We start from the raw sequence: 23,825 nt of genomic DNA, 5'->3' as shown, positions 1-23,825 counted from the left end.
GGACGCTCACCCGTTCGCGCCACGACGAAAAATCAAGGAGGACCCATGAACATCGAAGACCTGATCCTGGTCAGTGTCGACGACCATGTCATCGAGCCGGCCCACATGTTCGAGGGCCGCGTGCCCACGAAGTACGAGGACGCCGTACCCCGCTTCGTCCGGCGGGACGACGGGACGATGGCCTGGCGCTACGAGGGCCAGGAGATCCTCAATACCGCGCTCAACGCCGTGGCCGGACGGCCGCCGGAGGAGTTCGGCGCCGAACCCACCTGCATCGAGGAGATCCGGACCGGCTGTTACGACATCGGCGATCGGGTCAAGGACATGAACGCCAACGGTGTGCTGGGATCGTTGAACTTTCCGTCCTTCCCGCGATTCTGCGGCCAGCTGTTCATGGAGACCCAGGACAAGGAGCAGGCCGCGGCGATCGTGCGCGCCTACAACGACTGGCACCTCGAGGAGTGGGCCGGAACGCATCCGGGCCGGATCATCCCGCTCGCGCTACCGATGCTCTGGGATCCGGAGGTCACCGCCACCGAGGTCCGCCGCGTGGCAGCCAGGGGCTGCCACGCCGTGTCGTTCTCCTCGAGTCCGTACGACCTCGGTCTGCCGAGCCTGTATTCGGACCACTGGGATCCGTTCTGGCAGGCATGCGCCGACGAGGGAACCGTTGTCTGCATGCACCTCGGGTCGAACTCCAGGCCGGCCATGACCTCGCCCGATGCCCCCATCGAGCTGGTCTACACCCTCTCTCCGGTGGGGTTGTTCTCCGCCGCCGCAGACCTGCTGTGGAGCAAGATCTTCCTGAAGTTCCCCACCCTGCGGGTGGCGCTCTCCGAGGGAGGCATCGGCTGGCTGCCGTACTTCCAGGAACGGGTGGACTACATCTACTCACACACCAAGCACTGGAGCGGAACCGATCTCGGTGGACGGCTGCCGTCGGAGGTGTTCTCCGAGAACGTCATCCTGTGCTTCATCGATGACCTGGTGGGCATCGAGAATCGTGACCACCTCAACATCGACAACATCACCTGGGAATGCGACTACCCGCACTCCGACAGCACCTGGCCGAACGCGCCTGAGGTGTTGATGCGGTCGTTGACCGGAGTGAGCGACGACGAGATCGACAAGATCACCCATCTCAACGCGATGCGGCACTTCTCCTACGACCCCTTCGCGCACATCCCCAGGGACATGGCGACGGTGTCGGCGCTGCGTGAGCAGGCCCGTGGCTGGGACATCAGCGTGAGGTCGGTCAAGCATCTGCGCCCGGAGACCGCCGCTTCCGGAAGCGCGTTCTAGATGAAGCTGCGCGACAAGGTCGTCGTGATCACCGGCAGCGGCAGTGGCATCGGGGAGGCATGCGCGCGGCGCTTCGCACACGAGGGCGCGAAAGTCGTTGTCACCGACATCAATGACGAGGGCGTAGAACGCGTGTCGACCGAGATCGGCACGGTCGGTCTCGCGGTCGACATCACCGTCGAGGACGGTGTGCGGGCGGTGGCCGACCTCGCCCGCGACACCTACGGTGACATCGACCTGTGGTTCAGCAACGCCGGCTACTCCGGACCGCCCCAGGGCGGCGACATCTCCGACGACCACCTCTGGGACCTCAGCTGGCGGTTGCACGTCATGTCGCATGTGTACGCCGCACGTGCGGTATTGCCGTCCATGCTGGAGCGCGGAGAGGGCTATCTGCTGCAGACCGCGTCGGTCGTCGCACTTGCCATCCATCCGGACAAGCCCGTGTACTCGGTGACCAAACACGCCGCCCTCAGCCTGTCGGAATGGCTGGCGTCGACGTACCGCCCCAGAGGAATCAAGGTCTCGTGCTTCTGTCCCGGACCGATGCTGACGCCGATGCTGCTGTCCGACGGCATACCCGCCGACCACCCGATGCTGGCGAATGCCGCACAGCCTCATGAGGTCGCCGACCGCCTCGTGCGCGCCGTCGACACCGAACGCTTCCTGATACTCGACTCGACCATCGGCAGCGACATCCTGACCGCCAAATCCCGGGACTACGAGCAATGGATCACCGACATGAGCCTCCTCGATAGGTAGTCGACAACACGTAATCGGCAGTACTCCCATCACACCCAGGTCAGGACAGCGATATGACTGAACGTTTCATCCAGGTCACCTTCTCCAACCCCGTCGAAGGCAGGGAAGACGAATTCAACGAGTGGTACGACAACGTCCACATCCCCGAACTCCTCGCGATCCCGGGCATGGTGTCCGCGACACGCTATGACCTGCACGATTCCGATACCTACCGCATGGAGGGCGGGCTCGCACCGGAGCACCGCTACCTGACCATCTACGAGATGGAGGGCGACGTCAACACCATCATGGCCAAGATCGTCGAGGGCGTCGCCAGCGGGAACATCGTGATGAGCGACAGCCTGGACCTGCAGGCCTCGAGAATGTCGTTCTGGAGCGCCCGGGGCCCCAAGGTTCTGCCGGACGACGGCCGCTGAGACGAAGGAACCGAAACAATGGCATGGGATTTCGAGACAGACCCCGAATACCAGGCGCTACTGGACTGGGCCGATGAGTTCGTTCGCGAAGAAGTCGAGCCGCTGGACCTGGTGTGGCCCAACCAGGAGTTCGTCCCGCTCAGCGAAGCTCGCCGAAAGGCGATAGACCCGCTCAAGGAGGAGGTTCGCCGCAGGGGCCTCTGGGCCACTCATCTGGGCCCGGAGCTCGGGGGGCAGGGCCACGGCCAACTCAAGCTCGCGCTGCTCAATGAGATCCTCGGCCGTTCCCAATGGGCACCCATCGTGTTCGGCTGCCAGGCTCCCGACACCGGCAACGCCGAGATCATCGCCCACTACGGCACGCCGGAGCAGAAGCAGCGCTACCTGCAGCCCCTGCTGAAGGGTGAACTGTTCTCCAGCTACTCGATGACGGAGCCGCAGGCCGGCGCGGACCCCACCCGGTTCACCACCCGGGCGGAACGCGACGGCGACGGCTGGATTGTTAATGGCTGGAAGTTTTTCTCCTCCAACGCCAAGACGTCGTCTTTCCTGATCGTGATGGCGGTGACCAACCCGGACGCCGGCCACTATAAGGGCATGTCGATGTTCCTGGTGCCCACCGACACACCGGGCGTCGAGATCGTCCGCAATGTCGGGCTCTACGGTGAGCAAGACAACGAGGGCATGCACGCGCTGGTCCACTACGACAACGCCCGAGTTTCCGGCGAGGCACTCCTGGGTGGGGAGGGCCAGGCGTTCGTCATCTCCCAGACCCGCCTCGGCGGTGGGCGTATCCATCACGCGATGCGCACCATCGGATTCGCCCGCCAGGCCCTGGACATGATGTGCGAACGCGCACTGAGCCGCGAAACCGCAGGCACCCGCTTGGCTGACAAACAGTTCGTCCAGGGGTTCATCGCCGACTCCTACGCACAACTGCAGCAGTTCCGGCTGTTCGTCCTCTACACCGCCTGGGAGATCGACAAGTTCAACGACTACAAGACGGTCCGCAAGAACATCGCCGCGGTCAAGGCGACGATGCCCACCGTATTGCACGACATCGCCTGGCGTGCCATGCAGGTGCACGGAGCACTCGGTGTCAGCAACGAGATGCCGATATTCAAGATGATCCACGGTGCCGCGGCGATGGGCTTGGTCGACGGGCCCACCGAGGTGCACAAGACCACCGTGGCCAAGCAGGTGCTTCGCGACTACGAGCCGGCCGACGACATGTGGCCCACGCAGTGGCTGCCGCGCAAGCGCGAGGCGGCACGCGCCAAGCTGGCCCAGTACGTGGATCTCGAAGTGGGCAACCTGTGATCGGACGGAGACTGGATTGACCATGGTAGCTGCGTTTCCCGAACGGGTACGGATCGTCACCGAGTTCCTGGACGCCATCGGGAATCTCGATTTCGACGGCGCCGGACGGCACCTGGCCGAAAACGCGATCATGGACCTTCCTTTCGTCGACGGATTACCCGCCCTTGAGGGAAGGTCTGCGATCGTCGGCCAACTGGCCACCACGATTCCGCAGATGTTCGAGCGGATGAACTTCACCTACGACCGGTGGTACGACGTCCGCGGAGCGGAGACTCTGATCGCCGAGTACCACAGTGAATGCCCGACGAAGGGGCACGACGGCACCTACCGCAACCGCTACATCACCATCTTCGGGTTCGATGGCGACAAGATCACTCTCTACAAGGAGTATCTGAATCCGGTGAGCATGATGGCGGCGGCTGTGCCGGCGGAACCGGTGGGTGATGGGGCGCGTTGACCGCGCCGCGGGCCTGCGGACAGGGTGATACCGGCCCCCGGGTAGCGGCACCGGCGCAGCAGACACCGCGGTGGATAGGCTCCGATATAAAACAGTTGACTAGGTCGCATATCTAAGGTTAGGTATTTCAGAGGCCTGCTCCTCCACGCGATCGAGCACCGCGACGGCCACGATGGGCAGGCCAAACCGTGCCTCAGCCCACCGAATTGCCCGCATCCGAAATGGAGAGCCCGTGAACCCGGCCGAACAGATGGCGCCGACGATCGCCAGTGTCGACAAACTCGCTGCCTGGCTGGACACCCAGGAACTCGGAACCGGTGCGCCTCTGGAGTCCCGCTACATCTCCGGCGGCAGCCAGAATGAGATCTACGAGCTGCGCCGTGGTGATCTGCACTGCGCCATGCGTATCCCACCGATGACGGCCCCGGCCGACCGTGACAACGGCATCGTGCGCGAATGGCGCATCATCGAGGCGCTCGACGGCACCGACGTGCCGCACACCGAGGCGATCGCCGTGTGCACCGACCCCTCGGTCCTGGGCCGGACGTTCTATCTGATGGGGTTCGTCGACGGGTGGTCACCGATGGACACTTTGGGCAAGTGGCCGCCACCGTTCGACACCGACGTCCGGGAGCGCCGGGGACTGGCCTACCAGCTGGTCGAGGGCGCGGCTCTGCTCTCGAAGGTCGATTGGCGGGCCAAGGGACTGCAGGACCTGGGCCGGCCGGACGGATTTCACGAACGTCAGGTGGACCGCTGGACCGGGTTCCTCGAGCGCATCAAGGGTCGGGAACTTCCAGGCTTCGACGAGGCCGCGGCGTGGCTGCGGACGCACAGGCCCATCGACTACATCCCCGGCATCATGCACGGGGACTACCAGTTCGCCAACGTCATGTTCCGTCACGGGGCGCCGGCCCGGCTGGCCGCCATCGTCGACTGGGAGATGGGCACCGTCGGCGATCCCAAGCTGGATCTGGGTTGGGTGATGCAGTCCTGGCCGGAAGACACCAACAGCGGTGCGGGCAGCGTCGGGGACTATGTCGACATGACCGGCATGCCCTCCCGCTCCGAGGTACTCAAGCACTACGCCGATGTCTCGGGACGTCAGGTCGACGATATCGACTACTACTGCGTGCTGGCCCAGTGGAAACTCGCCGTGATCCTCGAACAGGGCTACCAGCGGGCCAACGGCGACCCCAAGCTCGAGGCCTTCGGACCGGTCATCCTCGACCTCATGCGCGGCGCCGCCGAACTCGCCGAAGAAAGCGACTACCAGCGATGAAGACACCCGCCGAATTGTTCGACCTGACGGGGAAGGTCGCCGTGGTCACCGGTGGCAGCCGGGGCATCGGTCGCGCCGTGGCCGAGGGGTTCGCGATGGCCGGCGCCGACGTCGTCATCGCCAGCCGCAAGCTCGACAACTGTGAGACCGCGGCCAAAGAGATCGAGGCCGCCTCGGGGCGCCGGGCCGTGCCGGTCGGCTGCCATGTGGGTAAGTGGGCGGACGCCGAGGGCCTCCTCGAAACCGTCTACGGCGAGTTCGGCCGCTGCGACATCCTGGTCAACAACGCCGGGATGTCACCGGTGTACGAGGACCTCACCTCGGTCACCCAGGAGCTCTACGACAAGGTTCACGCCGTCAACGCCCGCGGGCCGTTCCGCCTCAGTGCCCTGTTCGGGACGCGGATGGCAAGCGGCGACGGCGGCTCGATCATCAACGTGACCACCGCAGGCACCCTGCGACCCGACACCGCCGATCTGCCCTACGCCATGGCGAAGGCCGGTCTCAACGCCCTGACGCTCGCCCTGGCCGGGGCGTGGGCGCCCAAGGTGCGGGCCAACCTCGTGCTGCCGGGTGCCTACGACACCGACATCTCGAAGACCTGGGGCCCAGAGGCGCAGGCCATGGCGGCCTCGATGAACCCGATGAAGCGCATCGGCGTGCCACAGGACATGGTCGGACTGTGCGTCTTCCTCGCCAGCGACGCGGCCGGCTACATCAACGGCGCTCAGGTACTCGCCGACGGCGGCCTGTTCCGCACCCTTTGAGGGGAACGCTCGCACGGAAGTCAACACTCATCACTCGAGGAGGAGTCATGACCGGACGCATGACGGGCAAGGTTTCGTTCATCACCGGCGCGGGCCGCGGCCAGGGACGCGCCCACGCCGTTCTGCAGGCACGAGAAGGCGCGGACATCATCGCCATCGACATCTGCGAGGACATCGATTCCAACCCGTACCCCATGGCGAGTTGGGACGACCTGATGGAGACCAAGAAGCTGGTCGAGAAGGAGGGCCGCAGCTGCTACGCGGCCAAGGCCGACGTCCGCAACCGCGAACGACTTGCCGGCGCGCTGCAGGGGGGAATCGACGAGCTCGGTCAACTGACGACCGTCATGGCCAATGCCGGGATCATGCCGCTGGCCATGGGTGACCCTCAGCCAATGGATTTCCAGGATGCCGTCGACGTCGACCTCATCGGTGTGATGAACACGGTCGCCGTCACCGTCCCGCATCTCATGGCGGCCGGCAACGGCGCCTCGATCGTCGTCACCGGGTCCACGGCTGCGTTGATCCCGAACACGATGACGGCAGCGGTGGATCCCCGGACTATCATGGGGCCGGGCGGGTCGGGTTACAGCTGGTCGAAGCAGACCCTGCTCGACTACGCACAGCAGATGGCTCTACATCTGGCGCCGACCGGAATCCGGGTCAACGTGGTGCATCCCACCAACTGCAACACCCACCTGATGAACTGCGAGGGCATCTACAAGGTCTTCCGGCCGGACCTCGAAGGCGACGTCACCAAGGAGGACTTCCGGCTGGCGTCGGAGTTCTACCACGCCCTGCCCACGGCCTGGCTGGAACCGGAGGATGTCGCCGAGTTGGTCTTGTTCCTGGCCTCCGACGCGTCGAAGTACATGACCGGTACGAGCATCCCGATCGACGCGGGTTGCATGATCAAGTGGCCCAACGGCCCGGGGCAATAAGCACTCCAGAAGCACTCCCGAGCACTCCCAACGCAGCACGTCCGAGCAGCGAGGCCGCTCGATCCTCCGCTAGGCGCCGGAGTTGCGCGAGGCCGCCTCGAGTCCGTCCCCGCGCGTGCCGTATTCGTGCTGGCTGAGCGCTCTGATCGACACATCGTGCCCCTCGGCTGCCCGGCGAAGTCCTCCCACGTTCGCCTGGTCTCTGGCGATGTGGGTGAACGGGTCCCAGGAGTACCACTTCATCGCATTCTGATAGGTCATCTTGTCGATCTCGTCGTCGGGCACGTTGTTGTCGGTCAACACCTCCCAGAGCTCTTCGGGCGCGCCGGGCCACATCGAGTCACTGTGCGGATAGTCGGCTTCCCAGGCGATGTTGTCGATACCGATCTCGTTTCTGAGCTTGACCCCGACGGGATCGCTGATGAAGCACGTCAGGAAGTGCTCGCGGAAGACCTCGCTGGGTAGCTTTCCACCGAAGTCTTGATGGGTCCAGGTCGAGTGCATCTCGTAGGTGCGGTCGACGCGCTCCAGGAAATAGGGAATCCATCCGGTCCCGCCCTCGCTCAGAGCGATCTTCAGGTCGGGGTAGTCCTTGACCGGCTTGGACCACAGCAGGTCGGCGGCAGCCTGGACGATGTTCATCGGCTGCAGGGTGATCATCACGTCCATCGGTGCATCCGGCGCCGTGATGGCCAACTTTCCCGACGAGCCGATGTGGACGTTCATCACTGTGTCGGTGTCCACCAAAGCCTTCCACAGCGGCTTCCAGTAGTCGTCGTGGAAACTCGGGTATCCCATGGTGGCCGGGTTCTCGGTGAAGGTCAGCGCGTGCACGCCCTTCCTGCTCACCCGTCGGACCTCCTGGGCGCACAACTCCGCGTCCCAGATGACCGGCAATGCCATCGGTATGAACCGGGCGGGATAGGCCCCGCACCATTCATCGATGTGCCAGTCGTTGTAGGCCTGGACCAGCGCCAGGGAGAAGTCCGGATCCTCGGTGGCGAACAGTCGCCCGGCGAATCCGGGGAAGGACGGGAAGCAGATCGAACCCAGGATGCCCCCGGCGTTCATGTCCTTGATCCGCTCGTCGACGTTGTAGCAGCCGGGGCGGATCTCGTCGAGGCCCTGGGGTTCCAGGCCGTACTCCTCCTTGGGCCGCCCGGCCACCGCGTTGAGCGCCACGTTGGGAATGACGACCTCGCGGAACTGCCACGTGTCCGAGCCGTCATCGTTGTGCACCAGTCTCGGCGCATCGTTGATGTATTTCTTGGGCAGATGATTGGCGAACATGTCGGGCGGTTCGATGACATGGTCGTCGACGCTGACCAGGATCATGTCGTCTTTGTTCACGCTGCTTCTCCATCACTCACATCAACCAAAGCCTGACCCGACCTGCCGCTCAATTTCCCTGGCGAACAGGAAGGGTCGGGCAGGTACTACCCCTTGGGACTCTACATTGATAGAGTTCGGCTGTCTTGAGGATTCGACGGTCCCGGGCGACCAAAAGTCGTCGGTGCCGACGCGGCGAGTGGAGGATGCGAACGTGACCGAGACCCGGGCCGAGCCCGCTCCGTAGCGGTGGAGCTGCAACGGATCAGCGATGCGCTGGAAATCGCCTCGCTGTTGACCACCTACGCCACGGCGATGGACACTCAGGACTGGCCGCTGTACCGGACCGTATTCACCCCGGACGCGCATATCGACTACTCATCGGCCGGCGCGATCGTCGGCTCCCGCGACCACGTCGCCGACTGGTTGAGTCACGCCTACGAGGTGGTGTCGATGTCCATGCACCACATCACCAACATCGAAAGCCACATCGACGGAGACGTCGCAACAGTTCGGGCGATGTTCTACAGCCCGATGCGCCTGCCCGAGAGGACCGGGCTCGTCTTTCGCGGCGGCTACCACCACCACGAGTTCGTACGTACCGCCGACGGCTGGCGGAGCCGTTACCTCCGCGAGGAAAACCGTTGGTCGGAGAGCCTTCCCGCGGTGACAGTGGCCCCAATGTAGTTCCACGGTAAACACCCCGAACCGGTGTCGCTCGGTACGACACGGGTGGTCGTTTCAAGCTCAAGTGAAGGAGAACCGGTGGTCGAACTCGCAGACAACGTCGCCGTGGTGACCGGCGCGGCACGGGGACAGGGCAGAAGTCACGCCCTGGCACTGGCGGCCGAGGGCGCCGATATCATCGCGGTCGACCGTTGTGCCGACATCGATTCGATTCCGTACCCGCTGGCCACCAGGGCCGACATGGACGAGACGGTGGACATGGTCAAGGCCGCCGGGAGACGTGTCGTCCCGGTCGTGGCCGACGTCCGCGATCTGGGCGGACTGCGGTCCGGCGTGCAGGAAGGCGTCGAGGAATTGGGGGACGTGGGGATCGTCGTCGCCAACGCCGGAGTCGTCGCGATCGGCCGCAAGGATCCCCTCGACGTCCAGTTGTACCGCGACATCGTGGACACCAACCTGAACGGGGTGTGGCACACCATTGCCGCGACGGTGCCCTCGATGATCCGGCGGGGGCGGGGCGGTTCGATCATCCTGGTCAGTTCCATGGCCGGACTGGTCGGACGCGGCGGCGACGGCAGTGCCGCCATGTTCGCCTACACCGCATCCAAACACGGCGTGGTGGGGCTCATGCGCTCGGCGGCACATGCCTACGCCGAGCACAGCATCCGGGTCAACTCCGTGCATCCCACGGGCGTCATTTCGCCGATGACCGCCAACGACTACATGATGACGGCGATGCAGGACAACCCGTCCTCGCTGTCCGGCAACCTGCTGCCTGTCCCCTGCGTCGAGCCCGAGGACGTCACCAATGCCGTTGTCTGGCTGGCCGGCCCGAAGAGCCGCTACGTCACGGGTGCCACCCTGCCGGTCGACGCCGGCCATGCGGTGATGTAGCGCCCACCACGCGCGCACCCTTCGGGGGGTCTAATTGTCCCCGGCGTTCATGGATGCGGTGACCGCCTGTGTCATCAGCCGCACGGTTTCGTTGCGGCTCATCGAGCCCAACATCCGGTACACCTCGCGCATCTGTTCGCCCACCATCAGCGTCGGGCCGCCGGCCAGGTTGGCGAACGCCTCGTCGACGACGGTGTGAGCCGGAACCGCGTCCGGCGGAGACTCCTCCTCCGACGACAGGACGCCGCGGGCGTGTTCCAGACGCCTCAACGACGGGGTGTCGGTCTTGCCGAGAATGAGGCCGAGCACATCGATTCCCTTGTCGTGCAGCTCGGCCCACAGCGCTTCGGCGAAGACCATGTCGAATGCCTTGGTGGCGCCGTAGGCCACCATGTTGGGTGCGCCGGCGAAGCCGGCTCCCGACCCGAAGATGACGATGCCGCCACGACCGCGCTCGGCCATCCCCGCCGCGAAGTGGTGGCAGAGCTGCACGGGCACCATGCAGTTGCGGTGCACCATGGCCTCGGCGGCCCGCACCGAGTTACCCAGGAACGACTCGAAGTCGGGGTCGGCCCCGGCGCAGTAGGACAGGAACCCGATCTCCAGATCGTCGGTGGCCGCGATGATCCGCTCGGCGGCGTCGGGGGCCGCCAGGTCGGCGACCAGGGTACGTGTCCGGGCACCGGTGCGCTCCCGGATGCCGGCGGCGAGCTCGTCGAGGACGGCGTGGCGCCGGGCCACCAGTACGACGTTGACGCCGTGCTGAGCCAGGCGCTCGGCGAAGGCGGCGCCCACGCCGTCGGATGCACCGGCCACCAGCGCCCAGGGTCCGTACCTGGCGGGGAAGTCGCCGGTCATGCCGGACCCAACTCGGTCACCCGGACCGGGGTGAAGCGACGGCGAGCGATCCGCCATCCGGTGTCCGTGCGGACCAGTTCGTCGTCATAGATCCCGATGGCGTTGACCCCGGCGGCACCATCGGGGGCTAGGATCAGGCCGTCGACGTACGTGCGGGCCGTGGCACGGTCGCCCGCGACGTCGATGACCTGGTTACTCATGCGGTGCAGGGTGTGGCCGGCCAGCGCGTGCGACCGTTCCATGAATTCGGTGACCGCCCCCACCCCCTCCCAGCAGCCGATCTCGCCGTAGTCCAGCATGCAGTCGTCGGTGAACGCCGTCGCGAACAGCGTCCAGTCCCGCCGGTCGATGCCGGTGGCGTAGCGGATGAGCACGTCGCCGATGTCCTGGCGGTCGTCGCGGTGGGTCACTGGAGGCTCCGTTCGGGCAGGACGACCTTCGGGCAGGACGAGACAACCCCGTCCCGGAGGGTCGCCCGCCGCCTACGCTACGACGGTGTCCCCCGCAGGTCCAGAACATCGCTACCGGAGCTGCTGCGTGAATTCGGCACGGCAGCAACCTCGGCTGACGGTCGCGGCATGGCGTCGACGCCGTTGCTTGGTCAACCGCTGGATGCCCCTTCGGCCGCCCACTCGGTGAGCACGCGCTGCTGCTGCTCGGCGATGACCTGGCTGAGGTGACTGGCCTTGGGCCACCCGTAATGGGCGGCGAAATGCAGTGCCAACTCATCTAGTTCGCTGAAGGAGAGGTCACGGCTCTTCAAAGCTGCGTAGACGTGGCTGAGGATGGGCAGCGGCGCATCCTGGAAGGCCACACAGGTGACCGTCACCAGTCTGCGCTCCCGCATGCCCAGCCCGGGGCGCAGCCACATTTCTCCGAAGACGAAGTTGAGGATGCCTGCCCCGGAGTACGGGTTGTCTCGCAGCGGCGCCACCGGCATGCAGTTGATGTCCTTGAACGCCGCCTCCCCCAACGACAGTCGCGCCTGCGGGTCACTCGGCGTGGCCAACGGCAGCAGGGGCGCCGGCGGCGGGACGTCCAGCCCCTGTTCGCTGTGGATGCGGGCCCACTGCTCGTCGACGGCCATGTTGAATCGGGACGCCTTCGGCCACCCTCCGTAGACCGCGAAATGCAGGACTGTCTCCTGCATTTCGACGATCGACAGGTCACCACTCTTCAAGGCCGCATACACATGGTCGCGCAGGGGCTCCTCGGCGTCCGCGGCGGCGACGCAGGACAGCGCGATGAAACGACGGTCGCGGCGACTCAGGACCGGCCGTTGCCAGACGTCGACGAAGACGAACTCGGTCATGCGGGCGGCCACCGCATTCACCGGCTCGGGCAGCGGCTGGGTCATCACCTCCGTATAGGCGCTCCGGAGGCGTTCGAGCCTGTCGGCGTCGCGGGTGATATCGGTGCCTTCGCCCGTCATCGCAGAGTCACCCCGGCGTCGACCTTGAATTCCATGCCGGTCACGAAGCGGGCCTCGTCGGAGACCAGATACAGCACCGCATTGCTGATGTCGATGGCCTCGGCCACCTGGATGGGCATCGCATTGGTGAAGATGGGCGCCAGATCGGGACGCACCTCCGACAGCAGGGTGTGTAGCGAACCCGGCTGCATCCCGGTGGCCACCCCGGTCGGATGCACCGTGTTGACCCGGACGTTCACCGCGGCAAGTTCATTGGCCAGCGCGCGGCTCATCCCGACCACCCCGTGCTTGGAGGCGGTGTACGGCGTGTGCAGCGGGCTGCCCTTGATACCCGCCGCCGAGCTGATGTTCACCAGAGACCCCCCTCGCTGCACCAGGTGGGGAAGCGCCGCCGCACAGGTGTTCCACGTCCCGATCAGATTGACGTCGACCACGGTGCGCCACTGTTCGGCGGTGGTGGTGTCCCAGGTGCCGGCGGTCAGCACACCCGCGTTGGACACCGCGGCTTCGAGTCCGCCGAGTTCGTCGACACCCGCGTTGACGGCCTCCGTCATGGCCGCCGCGTCCCGCACGTCCGCCACCCGGGTCACCGCGCGGCGCCCGAGCAGTTCGACCGCCAGGGCGGTGTCCTCGAGGTCGTCCCGCGTCGCCAGCGGGTACTCGATGTGCGGCAGGGATCGGCAGATGTCGATGAGGATCAGGTCAGCGCCCTCCTCGGCGAGCCGCATGGCATGGCTGCGGCCCATCCCGCGGGCCGCGCCGGTGATCAGCACCCGCTTGCCGGCCAATCGTCCGTGTGTCATGTGCCGACTACAGCTTGTTGCAGAAGCCGGCGTCGACGGGGAACGTGACACCGGTGACGTACTTGGCGGCGTCGGAGACCAGGTAGCTGATCGCCGCGCTGATGTCCTCCGGTTCGAGCAGGCCGACCGGCATGGGGTTCTGCAGATGCGGCCCCCCGTCGGGGTAGTTCTCCAGGAAGGCCGTCATCGCCGGGTTGACCGCCATCATCGTGTTGACGGCCGTGGGATGCACGGTGTTGACCCGAATACTGTACGGGGCGAGCGCATTCGCCAGCGTCCGCATCAGTCCGACGATCCCGTGTTTGGACGCGGCATAGCCGAGACCGCCGCCCTGCAGACCGCCGAAGCCCCGCAGACCCGCGGTGGAGCTGGTGAAGACGATCGAGCCGCCGCGCTCCCCGGCGATCAGGTGCGGGATGGCCGCCTTGGCGGTGTGGAACGCCCCGACCAGGTTGACGTCGACGACGTCGGTCCACTGCTCGAGCTCTTCCTCGATGGTGAGTTCGCGAAAGGCCATGGTGGCGATGCCGGCATTGGCACAGACGATGTCGACGCGGCCGAACCGTTCGACACCCGAGCGTAGCGCCGCGTCGACCGCGTGAAAGTCACGGACGTCGGCCACCGACCCGAGCATCGTGGCGCCCCGGGCCTCGACCAGTGCCACCGTCTCGTCCAGCTCCTCGCGGGTGGCCATCGGATAGCCGTTGGAGGCGATGTCGGCGCAGATATCGACGCCGATGACGTTGGCCCCCTCCGAGGCCAGCCGGATGGCGTGACTGCGTCCCTGCCCGCGAGCCGCACCGGTAATGAAGGCGACCTTGCCTTCCAGAGAACTCATTGCCTGATCACCCCGTCGCGAAGGTTCTGGAGCCGCACCGCGCGTGCAGCCGAGTAACGGCGTTACAGGGCGTACAGTAACCTGGTTATCTGGACGTGACAAGGGGTGTCGGGGTGGTCGGGTCAGCTCAGCCGGAATACGGCACCGCCCGCGGCGGAAACGACGCGATCCTCGGAATCGTCGTGGAGATCCTCGAGAACGAGGGTTACGACGCCGTCCAACTACGCGAGGTCGCGCGCAGGGCCCGCACCTCACTGACCACGATCTACAAACGCTTCCCCACCCGCGACGAACTGATCCTGGCCGCACTACAGGCCTGGATGGACGAGCACCGCTACGCCGGGGTGGCCGTGCAGGCCAGACAGCCCGGTGAATCGCTCTACGACGCGCACATGCGCCTGCTGCGCACCCTCTTCGAACCGTGGGAACGCCACCCGGCCATGCTCGCGGCGTTCTTCCGGGCCCGGTCGGCCCCCGGTGGCCACCGGCTCCTGCGGCAGGGCCTCGACGTGGTCGTTCCGGCCAGCCTCGAGTTGCTCAACGAGGTCGACGAGCGGTTCGTCCACGACCTCGACAACATCCTCACCGGCCTGGTGTACGGCCTGTTGGGCCGCTACGCCGCCGGGGAGATCGCGATCACCGAGATCCTGTCGACGCTGGACCGCGCCGTGTACTGGCTGACAATGGGCTACGAATCCGGACACCGTTAGTGCACAGCCAGATTCACCGGCCCCACTCGCCCGCGCGCTAGGCCCAATGCCGCGCAGTTAGGGATGTGGCTGGTGTGGCAATTGTGACACGCCGTGTGAGGTTCTGACAGGACAGCGGAACTCCCGGTATCGATGGATTGTCCTCGCAAGACACCATTTCACCTGGGAGTTCCGCTGTCTGTTCAGTCTGCCATCGGTGCGTACGCATCGGTGAACAAGGGTCCGTTCGCGCCTGGTCATCTGGGCGAGTTGACCCGAATCGTGTCCCCCGATCTTGTCGATGCTGCCCTGGAGGCCACCGGCAGGACCCAGAAGCGTCTGCGCGTGCTGCCGTCGCGGGTCGTGGTCTATGTGCTGCTGGCCGCAGCGCTGTTCGCCGAGATCGGCTACGCGCAGGTCTGGGCACGACTGGTCGCCGGCCTGGATCCGGACACCGTGGCTTGGCCGGGTTCGTCAGCGCTGTCTCAAGCCTTGCCACGCGTGGGAGCCGCTCCGCTGCGGGAGTTGTTCACGCTGTTGCGCGGCCCGGCCGCCGGTGGGCCACGGTGGCGCGGGCTGTTGGTCTGCGCCATCGACGGGACCTCGATGTTTGTCCCCAATAGCGCGGCCAACGCCGCGGCGTTCGGACGTCAGATCGGCCGGCCCGACGCTGAGTCCGGGTATCCGATGCTGCGTCTGCTCACGGTCGTGGCCTGTGGCACCCGCACCGTCATCGACGCCGTGTTCGGCCCCTACCAGATCGGCGAAACCAGCTACGCGCCAGCGCTGTTGCGGTGCGTCAAGCCAGACATGCTGCTGCTGGCCGACCGTAACTTCGCCGCCACGGCGTTAGTCGAACAGGTCGCAGCAGCCCAAGCGCAGGTGCTCATCCGCTGCAGAGACACTCGCGTGCTGCCGCCGATCAAGCAGCTGCGCGACCGCAGCTGGCTGGCACGAATGGGCTCAGTGACCGTGCGGGTCATCGACGCCGCCATCACCGTGCGCCTCAAGGGCGGGGCAACGCGGGTCGGTCACTACCGCTTGATCACTACCTTGACCGACGAAACCCGCTACCCCGCACACGAACTGGTCGACCTCTACCACCACAGATGGGAGATCGAAACCAGCTACCTGGAACTGAAATCCACCATCCTCGGCGGCCGAGTGCTGCGCGCGAGCACCCCTGCCGGCATTACCCAAGAGGTCTACGCCTTACTGATCACCTACCAAGCTCTGCGCACCGCACTGGCCGATGCCACCCTGGCCCGCCCCGACATCGGCCCCGACCGCCTCAGCTTCACCATCGCCCTACACGCCGCCCGCGACCAACTCGTCCACGCTGCCGCAGCGATCACCGAGGTCACCGTCGACTTGATCGGGCGCATCGGAACAGCCGTTCTCAACCAGCCACTACCGGCCCGGCGATCACGCTCAAGCCCCCGAGTAGTCAAACGCGCCATCTCCAAACACCGAGCCAAAGGCACCATCGACCGCACCAACTACACCACCGCCATCACCATCGAAATCCTCGACGGTTGACAACAGGGCCTCAACGCTAACTGCGCGGCATTGGCGCTAGGCCTGCGACAGGAGCGTCGCCATCGCCGTGGCGGCCTTGTGCCCCGACCCGGTCAGGACGGCGACCACCGAGTCGCGGCGGCCGACCACACCGCGCGTGATGAAGTCGCGCAGCGCCGGCAGCACCATCGCGCTGGTGGGCTCGACGTAGAGCCCGCTGGAGGCCAATTCCAGGACACCGGAACGGATCTGCTCCTCGGTCACCGCGGCTACCGCCCCGCCGGAGGCGCGGATCGCCCCGAGGACCTCGCGACCGCGCACCGGCCGGGCAATGGCGGTACCTTCGGCAATGGTCGTCGTGCACGCGGTGTCGCTCACCTCGAGGCCGCCCCGGTCGAACGCGTGGGCCAACGGTGCGCAGCGCTGCGGTTGCACGGCGAGCAGCCTGGGTACCGCATCGATCTGCCGCGCGGTGAGAAGCTCACCGAATCCGATGGCACATCCCAGCACCAGGCTCCCGGCACCGGCGGGAATCACGACGACGTCGGGAGCCCGGTGTCCGAGGCCCTCCCAGATGTCGTAGGCGATGAGTTTGACCCCCTGCAGGAACATGGGATGCCAGTTGTGGCTGGCGTAGAACCGCGTCCCCGCGCGCCGGAGGGCCTCCTCCGCGACATCCTGGCGGGTGCCCTCGATGAGTTCGACGTCCGCACCGTGTATCCGGCTCTGCATGGTCTTGGTCGGTGAGGTGCCCGCCGGGACCACAATCTGTGCCGCGATACCCGCCGCGGCGCAGTAGGCCGCGACCGACGACCCGCCGTTTCCGCTGGAGTCCTCGAGGATCTCGGTGACACCCTGATGACGCAGGGCGCTGATCATCACCGAGACGCCCCGATCCTTGAAACTGCCCGTGGGGTTCATGCCCTCGACCTTGAAGCCGACGTCGACCCCGTCGACGCTGCGTTCGACGATGGGGGTGCGCCCCTCCCCCAGTGTCACCGGGATGCCGACGTCGCAGGGCAGGGCGTCGGCATACCTCCACTGCGACTGCCGGCCGGTGTCGACGTCGGCGGGGGTGATCCCGGGCAACGGGTCGACCATTAACGGAGAGCCGTCATCTCCGCACCAGCGCGGCTGGTCCAGCCGATAGCGCGCGCCGCGCCGGTCGGTCAGGCCGGCCGGGGGGATCAGCTCGTGTCTGGGCACAGGCTTCATTGTGGCAGCCTCACCGCGTCGAGGTTGTTAGCCCTGGGATGTGCGACACACCCCGTCACGGGAATAAGTCGGCGCCCGCGGGCCGTCCGAGCACGCCCCCACGGCGTGTTAACAACAAGTTACTGCCACGCGGCGACCAATTACTGCCACCGGAATTAAACCCCTGACCAGCCCGTTTAACCCGACAGATCGGATGCAGGGGCACCAGCACCGATCACCACAGCACAGAGAACCGCGTGACTAGCTCCACGGCTCCGACCACCAACCAAGGGAAGAGCACCCACACCATGAAGCACATCGGATTTGCCGGCATCCTCGCCGCCGCCCTCAGCGCCGCCGTCATCGGCATCGCCGGACCGGCCGGAGCCGCCGAAACCACCCAAACCGCCGACGACGTCGTCGCCAGCCTCCAAGACCAGGGCTACCACGTCCACATCAACAACCCCGACAACATCCCCCTGGACCAGGCCCAGGTCAGCGACATCCGCCGCGGCAACACCATCACCGAATGGACCCGCGACAACCCCCGCGACCGGATGATCAAAAAAGAGCTCTACACCAACGTCTACGTCGACGTGAAATAACACCCACACCCACGAGGGGCGCCCCCACCGGGCGCCCCTCGTCGGTCTGTAAACACCCCTTGATCAAGACTTTTCGCATCGCCAGGCGGCGGGTGGTCGCGGCCCGACGCAGATCTCGTCATCCGGGGGTGAAGACACCGGCCGCGATCGCGGCCAGCGCCGCGGCGGTCGAGCGGCGCGCGTCGCCCTCGTCGGGTGCACCGTTTCCGGTCAGCATCCGGTAGTACAACGGTGCCGACAGGTGGCGTATCACCTCGGCCGGATCGGTACCCGGCGGCGCCTCGCCGCGGACGACGCCGTCGGCGACGACCCCGGCGAACTCGTCGAGGCGGCTTCGATAGAAGCCCGCCAGGGCCGCCGCGGTCTGGGGATCGCAGGTCGCCGCGGCGATGATCGCGGCGAGCAACCGGCCCTGCCGGGGATCGGCGAGTGTGCGCTGAATCAAGTTGGCGATCTCACCCAGATCGTCGGCCAGGCTCCCGGTGTCCGGGCGGGGCAGCGAAGTGTCGGCCATATCGGCCAGCAGATCGGTGACCAGCGCGGGTACCGTCCCCCAGCGCCGGTACACCGTGGATTTCCCGACGCCGGCGCGTGCGGCGACCGTGGCCAGATCCACGCCCTCCAGGCCGGACTCCACCAACAATCCGGCGGTTGCGTCCAGCACCGCGGCGCGCACGTTCGCCGTTCTGCCGCCGGGCCGTCTTGCTGCCACCACACCATGTTAACGGGACTGATGTCGCGTTTAAGGATTTCCTGTCGTATGGTGAGTAATGGGAAGTTTGTCTCATTAAGGAGCCACGATGGAATACCGGCGAGTGGGTGATTCGGGGCTGGTCGTCTCCGAACTGGCCTTTGGCGCAGCGACGTTCGGAGGTTCCGGCGAGTTCTTCGGAGCCTGGGGCGATACCGACGTCGATGAGGCGCGGGCGATGGTCGACCTGTGCCTGGAGGCGGGCATCACGCTGTTCGACACCGCCGACGTGTACTCGGCCGGTCGCTCGGAGGAGGTTCTCGGGCGTGCGCTCGACGGTCACCGCGACGACGTGCTGATCTCGACGAAGGCGGCCCTGCCGACGGGCGAGGGGCCCGCCGACGCCGGCACGTCGAGAGCCCGCCTCATCCGCGCGGTGGAACAGGCGCTGCGGCGCTTGAACACCGACCGCATCGACCTGTTCCAGTTGCACGCGTTCGATGCGTTCACGCCGGCCGACGAGGTCCTGGGGACCCTGCAGAATCTCGTCGACTGCGGAAAGGTCCGCTATACCGGGGTGTCGAACTTCGCCGGTTGGCAACTGATGAAGTCGTTGGCGTCCGCCGAGTCCACGCACCGGCCGCGCTATGTCGCCCATCAGGTCTATTACTCACTGATCGGACGGGACTACGAGTGGGAGCTGATGCCGCTCGGGCTGGATCAGGGCGTCGGAGCATTGGTGTGGAGCCCGCTGGGGTGGGGTCGGTTGACCGGACGGATTCGACGAGACTCGCCGTTGCCGGAGTTGAGCCGGCTGCACAAGACCGCGGATGCCGGCCCTCCGGTCGATGATCGGCTGCTGTTCGACGTCATCGACGAACTGGGCGTGATTGCCGGTGAAACCGGCAAGACGATCCCGCAGGTCGCCCTGAACTGGCTCCTGCGCCGCCCCACCGTGTCGTCGGTGATCATCGGCGCGCGCAACGCCGGCCAACTCGGCGAGAACCTGGGCGCGGTCGGATGGGTACTCGACGACGACCAGATCGCGCGGCTGGACACAGTCAGTCAGCGCGATCAGCCCTACCCCCATTTTCCGTACTTCCGTCAGGAGGGCTTCGCCCGCATCAACCCCCCGCTGTTCCCGACCCGGCCCGCCGAAGCGAGCTAGGGGCCCAGACGAGTTCAGACGCCGACCGCGCCGTCGATGCGTTCCCGGATCAGGTCGGCATGCCCGCAATGGCGCGCGTACTCGGCGATCATGTGGGTGTAGATCCAGCGCAGGCTCACCGCACCGTCCAGGAACGGGCTCGTCTGATCGAGGGCACGCGCCGCACAATTGGCGCGGGCACGTCTGATTTCTTCCTGCCAGATCTCCGCGACGGCCCCATAGGACGACCGCGTGGACACGTCGAAGCCGCCGTCGTGCTCCCCCCGCTGATCGCGCCGGGCGAAGATCGGCGGCGCATCCTCACCGACGAGCACCCGACGAAACCAGTTGCGTTCCACCTCCGCGGCATGCTGCACCAGGCCCAGCAGGGTCAGACGCGACGGCGGCACCGACGCCACACGCAGCTGGTCGTCGTCGAGGCCCTCGCACTTCGAGCCCAGGGTCATCCGGTAGAAGTCCAGCCAACTCTCCAAGGTCGAGCGCTCATCGCCATTCAGCGGCGGCATCTGCCGGTCGGTAGACATCACCCCGCCGATGCTGCCAGCACACCCCGACGCCCACGAAACCGAGGCCGAGAGACACCGAGTGGCACCCGAAAAGCACCGAAAAGCACCGAAAAGCCCGAAAAGCTTTGATGGCGCCTGCTGTCGGCGGCGGTGATCAGTGCCGACGGAGACGTTTCGTCACGACTCGCCGGCGGTGGTCTCCGCATTCGCCTCCGCGGCGACCCTGGCGCGCTCCCGCATCGAGGCGACCACGCCACCGTCGTTCAGGATGTCGGTGCCGGTCAGATATCCCGCCCGGTCACCGGCGCAGAAGGCCAGCAGTTCGGCCATCTCCTCCGGCCGGCCCCACCGCGGCACCGCCGCATCGGTGACCATGGCCCCGGCGCCGGCCTGTTCCTCCAGCCTGCCCATCTCGGTGTCGATCGAGCCGGGCGACACCGAGACGATGCGAAGCCCCCGGGCATTGAACCGTTCCGCCTGAGAGGTGCTGTACCACTTGACGAAACTCTTGCTCAGCGCGTAGGCCAAACCCGACCGCGCCTCTTCGGGAGCGATGGCGCAGGCCGCCAGCATCTCGCGCATGAAGGCCTCGTCGTCGGTCAGCGCAAGCGGGAACCGTCCCGTCGGGATCAGCTCTTCGGGCAGGATGTGGGCCGCCATCGACGCCACGTTGACGATCGCCGCACCTTCGGGTGCCGTCTCGTAGAACACCTCGTTGACGTTGACCGTGCCGATGGCGTTGGTCCGCACCACGTAGTCCGGCGCGCCCATGCTGGGGCTCACCCCGGCCGTGTGGACCACCGAGGCGAGGGCGCCCAGCCCGGCTGCGGTCTCGAACAGCCGGACCGCGGCGGCGCGGTCGGTGACGTCGCCGTTGACCGTCGTCACCGTGACGCCGAGGTCGGCCAGCGTGGTCGCCGCGCCGTCCAGCCGGTCCTGTCGCACATCGCAGAGGACGACCGCGTGGTCGCGGCCGATGATCTTGGCGGTCGCCAGCCCCATGCCCCCGGCACCGCCGGTGATGATCGAAACCCGATTCATACCGTGGACGCTATACCGACGCGGTTACCGGACGTCTCACAGGGCGCCCGGACCGCCACGGGTGCGTAACCTCGTAATGAACCGAGACGACGAAGGGTCCGATCATGATTGCGGCGGTCACCCCACAAGCCGAGAACGCCATCACCGACATCGCCCGGCGCCACGGACTGTCCCGCGACGCGGTGCTGGCCATGCTCCTGGCCATGCGCACCGGCGGCGGCACCATGGCCCAGTTCTCGATCCCCGAGCTCGGGGGCTCCGGGCAGTGGATGCGGGGCGGGATGACGATGGTCGGGGACATGTTCGACAACGCCCTCAAGGCCCGCGTCGATGCGCTGTGCAACGAGCTGTCCCAGCTCATGGAGTCCACCACGGTGTTCCCGCCGTCACCGGTGGTGACCCACGGTGGCTTCACGTCGGCCAACTGGTGGCCCGCGGACCTCGGCGTTCCGAGTTCCACCGGCGGGCAGAACGACGTGCGCTATGCGGTGTTTCCGGCCACCCGGCGGCTGGCGATCCACATCGACGGCGTGACCCACGTCTTCGATACCGGCGACCACCGGGTCGGCGGTGTGCAGCAGCAACAGGGCGGCGGCTTCGGGTCGATGCAGTTCACCAGCCAGCAGGGCACCTTCGCCGTCTCGACCCTGTCCGAGCTCGGGGCGCAACAGGTGGCCGAGACGCCCGCCGCCGCGCCCGAACCGCGGCATCAGGCCCAGGCGGCCGCCCGCCATCAGGCCGAATCGGCGGCGCGGCATGAGGCCGCGCCGGCCCCGCAGCCGACCCCACCCGTGCAGTCGGCACCACCCGCGCAGTCGGCCTCGCAGTCGGCCCAGCCACCGGCGCCGCCGGCCGGCCCATCCGGGGACCCGGCCTCCATCGTCGCCGCGATCGAGTCCCTGGCCGGCCTGCACGAGCGCGGCATCCTCTCCGATGAGGAGTTCGCCGCGAAGAAGACCGAGCTGCTCGGCCGGCTCTGAGGCCGTCGGGACGGGAGGCCGACGTCAGCGGCTGAGCACCGCCTTGAGGCTCTGCTCGAGGATGTCCACGCCGGCGTGCAGCTCCGTCTCGGAGACCGTCAACGGCGGGGCGATGCGGAAGATCCCGCCCATGCCGGGCAGCTGCACGATGTTCATGTGCAGGCCGCGTTCCAGGCACGCGGCGGTGACCTCGGCCCCCAGCGCGTCGGCCGGTGTCCTGGTGACCTTGTCGGTGACCAGTTCGAGCCCCTGCAGCAGACCGCGCCCCCGGACGTCACCCACCTGGTCGAACCGGTCGCGCAGGTCGGTGAGCCGCTCGGCGAGCTGGGTTCCGAGGTGCGCCGCCCGCTCGACGAGCCGCTCCCGCTCGACGACGTCCAGGACGGTGCGGGCCACCGCGGCGGCCAGCGGATCCGACACGTGGGTGGTGAAGAACAGGAAACCCCGTTCGTGGCAGGTGTTCTCGATGTCTTCGCTGGTGACGACCGCTGCGACGGGAAGTCCCGCGCCGAGGGTCTTCGACAGCGTCAGCAGGTCGGGAACCACTCCGTCGCGTTCGAAGGCGTACATCGTTCCGGTGCGCCCGATCCCGGTCTGCGCTTCGTCGACGATGAGCAGCATGCCGCGCTCGTGGCAGAGCGTCTTGAGCCGGCGCAGGTAGCCCGGCGGCAGTTCCACGATGCCCCCGGAGGACAGGACGGGCTCGACGACACAGGCGGCCAGGCTCCCGGCGGACTGGGCGTCGATCATGGCGAACCCGTAGTCGAGCTCGCCTTGCCAGTCGTGACTGCCGTCGGGACGCCGGAACGGCGAGCGGTAGGCGTTGGGGGTCGGCAATGCCAGGTTGCCCGGCATCGGCGGGCCGTACCCTCGTCGCCCCGCGCTGAAGGTCGCCGAGGCGGCCCCCGAGGTCATCCCGTGCCACGAGCGGTCGAAGGAGACGATCTCGTAGCGGCCGGTGTAGAGCTTGGCCATCTTGATGGCCGCCTCGTTGGACTCCGCACCGGTGCTCAGCAGCAGGACCTTGCTCAGCGACTCGGGCAGGGTCGCCGCCAACCTCGTGGCGAGGTCGACCACCGGGACGCTGAGCATCCCGCTGAACAGGTGGTCCAGGGTCGACACCGCGGTCGACACCGTCTCGACGATGTCGGGATGGGCGTGCCCGAGCACCGCGCTCATCTGGCCCGACGTGAAGTCCAGGATCGCCGTGTCGTGTTCGTCGTAGACGTAGCTTCCCCGGGTGCGGGTGATGACGCGCGGTACGAAGGATGCTCCGTATCGCGCGACGTGCCGCTCGGCGTCCCGCCAGAACTGCTCGGTGTCCAACACTCGGGGTCCTTCCGTT

The 23,825-nt window shown here is 66.7% G+C and carries 26 protein-coding genes; 15 read left to right on the top strand and 11 right to left on the bottom strand.

Translation table 11 applies throughout. The features are described 5' to 3' along the window. The first annotated feature begins 45 nt into the window (after positions 1–45). The 8 genes from CSR00_RS06390 to CSR00_RS06355 all read left to right on the top strand — a co-directional run bounded on the left by CSR00_RS06390 (position 46) and on the right by CSR00_RS06355 (position 7,247). Positions 46–1,302, top strand: a complete 1,257-nt coding sequence (locus CSR00_RS06390; protein WP_099021546.1) for an amidohydrolase family protein — start codon at positions 46–48, stop codon at positions 1,300–1,302. Beyond that, positions 1,303–2,064, top strand: a complete 762-nt coding sequence (locus tag CSR00_RS06385; RefSeq protein ID WP_099021545.1) for an SDR family NAD(P)-dependent oxidoreductase — start codon at positions 1,303–1,305, stop codon at positions 2,062–2,064. Positions 2,065–2,117: 53 nt separating this feature from the next. Further along, positions 2,118–2,480, top strand: a complete 363-nt coding sequence (locus CSR00_RS06380) for a DUF4286 family protein (RefSeq protein WP_099021544.1) — start codon at positions 2,118–2,120, stop codon at positions 2,478–2,480. Positions 2,481–2,498: 18 nt separating this feature from the next. Next, on the top strand, positions 2,499–3,800 hold the full coding sequence (locus CSR00_RS06375) for an acyl-CoA dehydrogenase family protein (RefSeq protein ID WP_099021543.1): 1,302 nt from the start codon (positions 2,499–2,501) through the stop codon (positions 3,798–3,800). A 22-nt stretch (positions 3,801–3,822) separates the two neighbouring features. Then, positions 3,823–4,257 (top strand): nuclear transport factor 2 family protein, encoded by a 435-nt coding sequence (locus CSR00_RS06370; RefSeq protein WP_099021542.1) that lies wholly within the window; start codon positions 3,823–3,825, stop codon positions 4,255–4,257. A gap of 250 nt (positions 4,258–4,507) precedes the next feature. Beyond that, a complete protein-coding gene (locus CSR00_RS06365) occupies positions 4,508–5,539 on the top strand; it encodes a phosphotransferase family protein (RefSeq protein WP_099021591.1) in 1,032 nt (343 codons plus the stop codon). Further along, positions 5,536–6,306, top strand: coding sequence for an SDR family NAD(P)-dependent oxidoreductase (locus CSR00_RS06360; protein WP_099021541.1), 771 nt, complete (start codon positions 5,536–5,538; stop codon positions 6,304–6,306). Before CSR00_RS06365 ends, CSR00_RS06360 begins: the two co-directional genes overlap by 4 nt. Positions 6,307–6,353: 47 nt before the next feature. Next, positions 6,354–7,247 (top strand): mycofactocin-coupled SDR family oxidoreductase, encoded by an 894-nt coding sequence (locus CSR00_RS06355; protein ID WP_176561930.1) that lies wholly within the window; start codon positions 6,354–6,356, stop codon positions 7,245–7,247. Positions 7,248–7,316: 69 nt separating this feature from the next. Here CSR00_RS06355 and CSR00_RS06350 read toward each other — a convergent pair whose 3' ends face one another. Next, positions 7,317–8,597 (bottom strand): amidohydrolase family protein, encoded by a 1,281-nt coding sequence (locus tag CSR00_RS06350; RefSeq protein ID WP_099021540.1) that lies wholly within the window; start codon positions 8,595–8,597, stop codon positions 7,317–7,319. 228 nt (positions 8,598–8,825) lie between these two features. On the opposite strand from CSR00_RS06350, the gene CSR00_RS06345 reads away from it, so the two are divergent. Together CSR00_RS06345 and CSR00_RS06340 are read left to right on the top strand one after the other, a co-directional pair. Beyond that, a complete protein-coding gene (locus tag CSR00_RS06345) occupies positions 8,826–9,263 on the top strand; it encodes a nuclear transport factor 2 family protein (RefSeq protein WP_099021539.1) in 438 nt (145 codons plus the stop codon). 78 nt (positions 9,264–9,341) lie between these two features. Beyond that, entirely contained in the window at positions 9,342–10,157 is an 816-nt protein-coding gene (locus CSR00_RS06340; protein ID WP_099021538.1) for a mycofactocin-coupled SDR family oxidoreductase, read from the top strand. 30 nt (positions 10,158–10,187) lie between these two features. Here CSR00_RS06340 and CSR00_RS06335 read toward each other — a convergent pair whose 3' ends face one another. From CSR00_RS06335 to CSR00_RS06315, 5 genes are all read right to left on the bottom strand, one after another. Then, complete coding sequence (locus CSR00_RS06335) at positions 10,188–11,015, bottom strand: SDR family NAD(P)-dependent oxidoreductase (RefSeq protein WP_099021537.1); 828 nt, start codon at positions 11,013–11,015, stop codon at positions 10,188–10,190. Continuing rightward, positions 11,012–11,425: a nuclear transport factor 2 family protein gene (locus tag CSR00_RS06330; protein WP_099021536.1), complete on the bottom strand. Its 414-nt coding sequence runs from the start codon at positions 11,423–11,425 to the stop codon at positions 11,012–11,014. Before CSR00_RS06330 ends, CSR00_RS06335 begins: the two co-directional genes overlap by 4 nt. 191 nt (positions 11,426–11,616) lie before the next feature. Beyond that, positions 11,617–12,447 carry a carboxymuconolactone decarboxylase family protein gene (locus CSR00_RS06325; protein ID WP_099021535.1) on the bottom strand — a complete coding sequence of 277 codons (831 nt, stop codon included), beginning with the start codon at positions 12,445–12,447 and terminating at the stop codon, positions 11,617–11,619. Then, positions 12,444–13,250, bottom strand: a complete 807-nt coding sequence (locus tag CSR00_RS06320) for a mycofactocin-coupled SDR family oxidoreductase (protein WP_099021534.1) — start codon at positions 13,248–13,250, stop codon at positions 12,444–12,446. The genes CSR00_RS06325 and CSR00_RS06320 overlap by 4 nt, the downstream gene beginning before the upstream one ends. A 7-nt stretch (positions 13,251–13,257) precedes the next feature. Then, entirely contained in the window at positions 13,258–14,088 is an 831-nt protein-coding gene (locus CSR00_RS06315; RefSeq protein ID WP_099021533.1) for a mycofactocin-coupled SDR family oxidoreductase, read from the bottom strand. A gap of 95 nt (positions 14,089–14,183) precedes the next feature. On the opposite strand from CSR00_RS06315, the gene CSR00_RS06310 reads away from it, so the two are divergent. After that, positions 14,184–14,798 (top strand): TetR/AcrR family transcriptional regulator, encoded by a 615-nt coding sequence (locus CSR00_RS06310; protein WP_407662403.1) that lies wholly within the window; start codon positions 14,184–14,186, stop codon positions 14,796–14,798. Between the two features lie 210 nt (positions 14,799–15,008). Next, positions 15,009–16,316: an IS4 family transposase gene (locus tag CSR00_RS06305; protein ID WP_099021531.1), complete on the top strand. Its 1,308-nt coding sequence runs from the start codon at positions 15,009–15,011 to the stop codon at positions 16,314–16,316. 36 nt (positions 16,317–16,352) lie between these two features. On the opposite strand, the gene CSR00_RS06300 is transcribed toward CSR00_RS06305, so the two are convergent. Further along, positions 16,353–17,501, bottom strand: coding sequence for a pyridoxal-phosphate dependent enzyme (locus CSR00_RS06300; RefSeq protein WP_245905865.1), 1,149 nt, complete (start codon positions 17,499–17,501; stop codon positions 16,353–16,355). Positions 17,502–17,746: 245 nt separating this feature from the next. On the opposite strand from CSR00_RS06300, the gene CSR00_RS06295 reads away from it, so the two are divergent. Further along, positions 17,747–18,094 (top strand): hypothetical protein, encoded by a 348-nt coding sequence (locus tag CSR00_RS06295; protein ID WP_099025142.1) that lies wholly within the window; start codon positions 17,747–17,749, stop codon positions 18,092–18,094. 118 nt (positions 18,095–18,212) lie between these two features. Here CSR00_RS06295 and CSR00_RS06290 read toward each other — a convergent pair whose 3' ends face one another. After that, positions 18,213–18,806 (bottom strand): TetR/AcrR family transcriptional regulator, encoded by a 594-nt coding sequence (locus CSR00_RS06290; RefSeq protein WP_099021589.1) that lies wholly within the window; start codon positions 18,804–18,806, stop codon positions 18,213–18,215. Between the two features lie 88 nt (positions 18,807–18,894). On the opposite strand from CSR00_RS06290, the gene CSR00_RS06285 reads away from it, so the two are divergent. Continuing rightward, positions 18,895–19,953, top strand: coding sequence for an aldo/keto reductase (locus CSR00_RS06285; protein WP_099021528.1), 1,059 nt, complete (start codon positions 18,895–18,897; stop codon positions 19,951–19,953). 14 nt (positions 19,954–19,967) lie between these two features. Here the strand turns inward: CSR00_RS06285 and CSR00_RS06280 are convergent, their stop codons facing one another. Further along, positions 19,968–20,459 carry a DinB family protein gene (locus CSR00_RS06280; protein WP_099021527.1) on the bottom strand — a complete coding sequence of 164 codons (492 nt, stop codon included), beginning with the start codon at positions 20,457–20,459 and terminating at the stop codon, positions 19,968–19,970. 177 nt (positions 20,460–20,636) lie between these two features. After that, the gene (locus CSR00_RS06275; protein WP_099021526.1) at positions 20,637–21,500 is read right to left on the bottom strand and encodes an SDR family oxidoreductase; all 864 of its coding nucleotides are present in this window, start codon (positions 21,498–21,500) and stop codon (positions 20,637–20,639) included. Between the two features lie 104 nt (positions 21,501–21,604). On the opposite strand from CSR00_RS06275, the gene CSR00_RS06270 reads away from it, so the two are divergent. Beyond that, complete coding sequence (locus CSR00_RS06270) at positions 21,605–22,480, top strand: SHOCT domain-containing protein (RefSeq protein WP_099021525.1); 876 nt, start codon at positions 21,605–21,607, stop codon at positions 22,478–22,480. A 24-nt stretch (positions 22,481–22,504) separates the two neighbouring features. Here the strand turns inward: CSR00_RS06270 and CSR00_RS06265 are convergent, their stop codons facing one another. Beyond that, the gene (locus CSR00_RS06265) at positions 22,505–23,806 is read right to left on the bottom strand and encodes an aspartate aminotransferase family protein (RefSeq protein WP_099021588.1); all 1,302 of its coding nucleotides are present in this window, start codon (positions 23,804–23,806) and stop codon (positions 22,505–22,507) included. Positions 23,807–23,825 lie beyond the last annotated feature (19 nt).

This window comes from Mycolicibacterium palauense, assembly GCF_002592005.1.
Lineage (GTDB): Bacteria > Actinomycetota > Actinomycetes > Mycobacteriales > Mycobacteriaceae > Mycobacterium > Mycobacterium palauense.
This window is presented reverse-complemented; position numbering and strand designations above follow the sequence as displayed.

Coding starts and splice junctions, on each gene's coding strand:
- CSR00_RS06390 (WP_099021546.1), top strand. CDS start 46: ATGAACATCGAAGACCTGATCCTGGTCAGTGTCGACGACCATGTCATC.
- CSR00_RS06385 (WP_099021545.1), top strand. CDS start 1,303: ATGAAGCTGCGCGACAAGGTCGTCGTGATCACCGGCAGCGGCAGTGGC.
- CSR00_RS06380 (WP_099021544.1), top strand. CDS start 2,118: ATGACTGAACGTTTCATCCAGGTCACCTTCTCCAACCCCGTCGAAGGC.
- CSR00_RS06375 (WP_099021543.1), top strand. CDS start 2,499: ATGGCATGGGATTTCGAGACAGACCCCGAATACCAGGCGCTACTGGAC.
- CSR00_RS06370 (WP_099021542.1), top strand. CDS start 3,823: ATGGTAGCTGCGTTTCCCGAACGGGTACGGATCGTCACCGAGTTCCTG.
- CSR00_RS06365 (WP_099021591.1), top strand. CDS start 4,508: ATGGCGCCGACGATCGCCAGTGTCGACAAACTCGCTGCCTGGCTGGAC.
- CSR00_RS06360 (WP_099021541.1), top strand. CDS start 5,536: ATGAAGACACCCGCCGAATTGTTCGACCTGACGGGGAAGGTCGCCGTG.
- CSR00_RS06355 (WP_176561930.1), top strand. CDS start 6,354: ATGACCGGACGCATGACGGGCAAGGTTTCGTTCATCACCGGCGCGGGC.
- CSR00_RS06335 (WP_099021537.1), bottom strand. CDS start 11,015: ATGACCGGCGACTTCCCCGCCAGGTACGGACCCTGGGCGCTGGTGGCC.
- CSR00_RS06325 (WP_099021535.1), bottom strand. CDS start 12,447: ATGACGGGCGAAGGCACCGATATCACCCGCGACGCCGACAGGCTCGAA.
- CSR00_RS06320 (WP_099021534.1), bottom strand. CDS start 13,250: ATGACACACGGACGATTGGCCGGCAAGCGGGTGCTGATCACCGGCGCG.
- CSR00_RS06315 (WP_099021533.1), bottom strand. CDS start 14,088: ATGAGTTCTCTGGAAGGCAAGGTCGCCTTCATTACCGGTGCGGCTCGC.
- CSR00_RS06285 (WP_099021528.1), top strand. CDS start 18,895: ATGGAATACCGGCGAGTGGGTGATTCGGGGCTGGTCGTCTCCGAACTG.
- CSR00_RS06280 (WP_099021527.1), bottom strand. CDS start 20,459: ATGCCGCCGCTGAATGGCGATGAGCGCTCGACCTTGGAGAGTTGGCTG.
- CSR00_RS06275 (WP_099021526.1), bottom strand. CDS start 21,500: ATGAATCGGGTTTCGATCATCACCGGCGGTGCCGGGGGCATGGGGCTG.
- CSR00_RS06270 (WP_099021525.1), top strand. CDS start 21,605: ATGATTGCGGCGGTCACCCCACAAGCCGAGAACGCCATCACCGACATC.